This window comes from Elstera litoralis, from assembly GCF_000963705.1.
Taxonomy (GTDB): domain Bacteria; phylum Pseudomonadota; class Alphaproteobacteria; order Elsterales; family Elsteraceae; genus Elstera; species Elstera litoralis.
In genome coordinates this window covers 1-2,893 of record NZ_LAJY01000496.1, presented here as the reverse complement: position 1 = coordinate 2,893, position 2,893 = coordinate 1, and the positions used below count along the sequence as shown (strand labels likewise).

The 2,893-nt window shown below is 57.2% G+C and carries 5 protein-coding genes; 2 read left to right on the top strand and 3 right to left on the bottom strand.

The window, feature by feature from the left end:
* The 3 genes from VZ95_RS16360 to VZ95_RS27380 all read right to left on the bottom strand — a co-directional run.
* On the bottom strand, positions 1-187 hold a 187-nt coding region (locus VZ95_RS16360), incomplete at its 3' end, for a transposase (RefSeq protein ID WP_232302708.1).
* Between the two features lie 199 nt (positions 188-386).
* A complete protein-coding gene (locus tag VZ95_RS16355) occupies positions 387-878 on the bottom strand; it encodes a TetR/AcrR family transcriptional regulator (RefSeq protein ID WP_232302707.1) in 492 nt (163 codons plus the stop codon).
* The gene (locus VZ95_RS27380) at positions 875-1,060 is read right to left on the bottom strand and encodes a hypothetical protein (RefSeq protein WP_232302706.1); all 186 of its coding nucleotides are present in this window, start codon (positions 1,058-1,060) and stop codon (positions 875-877) included. The genes VZ95_RS16355 and VZ95_RS27380 overlap by 4 nt, the downstream gene beginning before the upstream one ends.
* Before the next feature lie 188 nt (positions 1,061-1,248).
* Here VZ95_RS27380 and VZ95_RS16350 point away from each other — a divergent pair, with 188 nt between their 5' ends.
* Positions 1,249-1,758 (top strand): TRAP transporter small permease, encoded by a 510-nt coding sequence (locus VZ95_RS16350; protein ID WP_045776807.1) that lies wholly within the window; start codon positions 1,249-1,251, stop codon positions 1,756-1,758.
* A 105-nt stretch (positions 1,759-1,863) separates the two neighbouring features.
* Positions 1,864-2,877, top strand: coding sequence for a TRAP transporter large permease subunit (locus VZ95_RS16345; RefSeq protein ID WP_232302705.1), 1,014 nt, complete (start codon positions 1,864-1,866; stop codon positions 2,875-2,877).
* Positions 2,878-2,893: the final 16 nt, after the last annotated feature.

Here is a 2,893-nt window from a genome sequence, read left to right as displayed (position 1 = left end):
TGAGCTCGGCAAACATCTTCTTCAGCCAACGGTTTTCATCCTCAAGGCTCTTCGTTTCCGAGATCATCGACGCATCCATACCCCCGTACTTGGTCCGCCATTTATAGAACGTCCCGCTGCTCGTCCGGTGTTCCCGGCATAGCTCGATAATCGGAACGCCACCCTCCGCCTGACGTAGAATGCCCATTATTTACGATTCCGTAAAACGGCTCTTCTTAATCCGAATACCCTCGTTCGAACGACCAAGAAAATTCCACCACAAGCCCCTCTAATCAAAGAGTTATCTTCTCAAAATATACACAGAAAGAAGAAATATCCTGTACCTGACTGGTAACAAAATGGGGAATATGTCAGCTAACCCCTTTTTGCTGCGCCCCCGCCCCGCTTCACAGCCTGCGCACAAAGCAGAGCACCGCATCGATGACATTCGCCCGGCGGCGGATGCGCGCGTCCGCCGCGCCCATATCGTGTCCGAAAACCTGTTCGATGGTCGCGCGGTTGGAGACATTGTAAAAGCTGAGCGCGCTGATGGTCAGATGAATATCCAATGGGTTCATACCGGGCCTAAAATCGCCGCTGGCAACCCCGCGCGCGTAGACATCGGACATCATTGCAATGGCCGAAAGGTTGATCTCTGTTATTTTTGTCAGCGCTTTTAAGTGCTTCGCGTGATGAATATTCTCAATCATCACAAGTCGGACGAAATCGGGATTATCGGCATGATAGTCGAAGGTGAAGCCCGCGAGCGTGGCCAGCGCCTCCTTCGGCGGTAGGGCCGCTAAGTCGAGCGTGCGCTCCAGCGCGCGGATGCGGCTATAGGCTTCCTCCAGAACGGCGAGATAAAGCCCTTCCTTATCCTTGAAATAATAATAAATCATACGCTTTGCGGTCGAAGTGCGGGCGGCGATTTCATCGACCGCGCGCCGCTCAGGCCTTTCTCTACGAATTCCGCGCGCGCTACGGCCAGAATCTCGCGCTTCACGCCTTCGGGGTCTTGTGTCCAGCTTTGGGAGTTGGTCGGGCGCTTCGGCTTGGCGGCGGCTTTGACAGCGGTCAGCATCGGGGATCCTCCTTCTGCCGCGAACCATAGCACCGCGCGAATTTTCGTAAATGGACTATCTCGATAATTTTGCATTGACCAATTGGACCGTTTCGTCCATTTTTGTACTGCGAGAGGCGGGAGTACACGCGCCGCCCTCTCCCAAAAAGAGAATAATCCCCAAAAAATTGGGGAGCGGAGGAAACGAAATGCGGATTTGGGTGGAGCGATATTTTATCGCTCTCAAGATCATCATTGGCCTGCTCATGGCCGGAATGGTGGTTTTGGTTTTCGGAAATGTCGTGCTGCGCTATGCGCTGAACTCCGGAATTACGGTTTCGGAAGAATTATCCCGTTGGTTTTTCGTCTGGATGATTTTTTTGGGCGCGCTGATCGGCCTGCGCGAACGCGCGCATCTGGGCGTCGATACGCTCGTGCGGGCTTTGCCAGTGCAAGGGCGGCGAGCGGCCTTCATCGTCAGCCATATGCTGATGATGCTGGCCTGCTGGCTGCTGATTAAGGGCAGTTGGGCACAAACCCTCATCAATTGGACGGTTCCATCGTCGGCGTCGGGGCTTTCCATTGGGTTATTTTATGGAATTGGCGTGGTTTTCGGCGTGTCGGCCTTACCGATTTTAGGCTTCGAAATCCTCCGTGCCCTTAAAGGCGAGCTGACGCCCGATGAGTATATCGGCGTCCGCGAGTCCGAAGAGCAGTGAGGGGCGCGCGACAATGACCATTCTAGTTTTTGCGGGCGCGCTGCTCGCCGCGATGGCCCTTGGGATGCCAATTGCCTTCGCGCTGCTTCTCTCCGGCGTGGCCTGATGCTGCACATCGGCCTGTTCGATAGTCAGATTATCGCCCAGAACCTCATCAATGGGGCCGATAGTTTTCCGCTGCTGGCAGTGCCGTTCTTCATGCTCGCGGGCGAGATTATGAACAGCGGCGGGCTGGCGCGGCGCATCGTGACCGTGGCGATGACCCTGGTCGGCCATGTGCGCGGCGGGCTTGGCTATGTCGCGATTCTGGCGGCCTGCATCCTCTCGTCGCTGTCCGGCTCGGCCCTGGCCGATGCGGCGGCGCTGGCGGCGCTGCTGGTGCCGATGATGGTGCGGGCGGGCCATAGCCGCCCCCATTCGGCGGGGCTTATAGCCTCCTGCGGCGTCATCGGGCCGATTATCCCGCCCTCCATCGGCTTCGTCATCTTTGGGGTAACGGGCGGGGTTTCGATCTCGAAACTCTTCCTCGCCGGTATTTTCCCCGGAATCCTGCTCGGGCTCGGCCTTGCCGTCGCTTGGTGGTGGGTTACGCGCAACGATCCGCCGTCGAGCCAAGCGCGCGCACCGCTGTCCGAAGTTCTCAAAGCACTGGTTGATGGCTTCTGGGCACTGATGCTGCCGGTCATCATTATCGTCGGGCTGCGCTTTGGCATTTTCACGCCGACCGAGGCCGCCGTCGTGGTGGCGGTTTACGCGCTCGTGGTGGCGACGTGCATTTACCGGGAGTTGAAGCTTTCGGACTTGCCGAAGCTGTTTATTTCGGCGGCGCAAACCACCGCGATTGTCATGTTCCTGGTCGCCGCCGCCCTTGTCGGTTCCTGGCTGATTACCGTGGCTGAAATCACCCATGAAATCGTTGCGATGGTCGAGCCGCTGATTGAACACAAGACGCTGTTGCTGCTGGCGATCATGGCCATCGTCGTTATCGTCGGCACCGCGCTCGATATGACGCCGACGATTCTCATTCTAACGCCGGTGCTGATGCCAATCGTCAAAGCTGCCGGGATCGATCCGTCTATTTCGGCGTGCTGTTCATCATCAATAATTCCATCGGCCTGATTACCCCGCCGGTGGA